Here is a 282-nt window from a genome sequence, read left to right on the forward strand (position 1 = left end):
TTAAAAGTGCGGGTGAAGGGAGTCGAACCCCCACGCCAAAGGCGCCAGATCCTAAGTCTGGTGCGTCTGCCAATTCCGCCACACCCGCATACTATATTTTAAAATATGGGGCGACTGATGGGAATCGAACCCACGAATGCCGGAGCCACAATCCGGTGCGTTAACCACTTCGCCACAGTCGCCATAGTTACTGGTGCCGGCTAGAGGACTTGAACCCCCAACCTACTGATTACAAGTCAGTTGCTCTACCAATTGAGCTAAGCCGGCATATATGGTGGAGGA

At 52.8% G+C, this 282-nt stretch carries 3 tRNA genes; all 3 read right to left on the reverse strand.

Annotated features, from left to right (window positions below):
• Window positions 1-7 precede the first annotated feature (7 nt).
• Window positions 8-88 (reverse strand) — tRNA-Leu (locus MR056_RS22050).
• An 18-nt stretch (window positions 89-106) separates the two neighbouring features.
• Window positions 107-182, reverse strand: a tRNA-His gene (locus MR056_RS22055).
• A 9-nt stretch (window positions 183-191) separates the two neighbouring features.
• Window positions 192-267, reverse strand: a tRNA-Thr gene (locus MR056_RS22060).
• Window positions 268-282: the final 15 nt, after the last annotated feature.

Origin of the sequence: Bacillus cereus group sp. BfR-BA-01360, from assembly GCF_022663595.1 — a bacterium.
GTDB classification, from domain to species: Bacteria; Bacillota; Bacilli; order Bacillales; family Bacillaceae_G; genus Bacillus_A; species Bacillus_A cytotoxicus.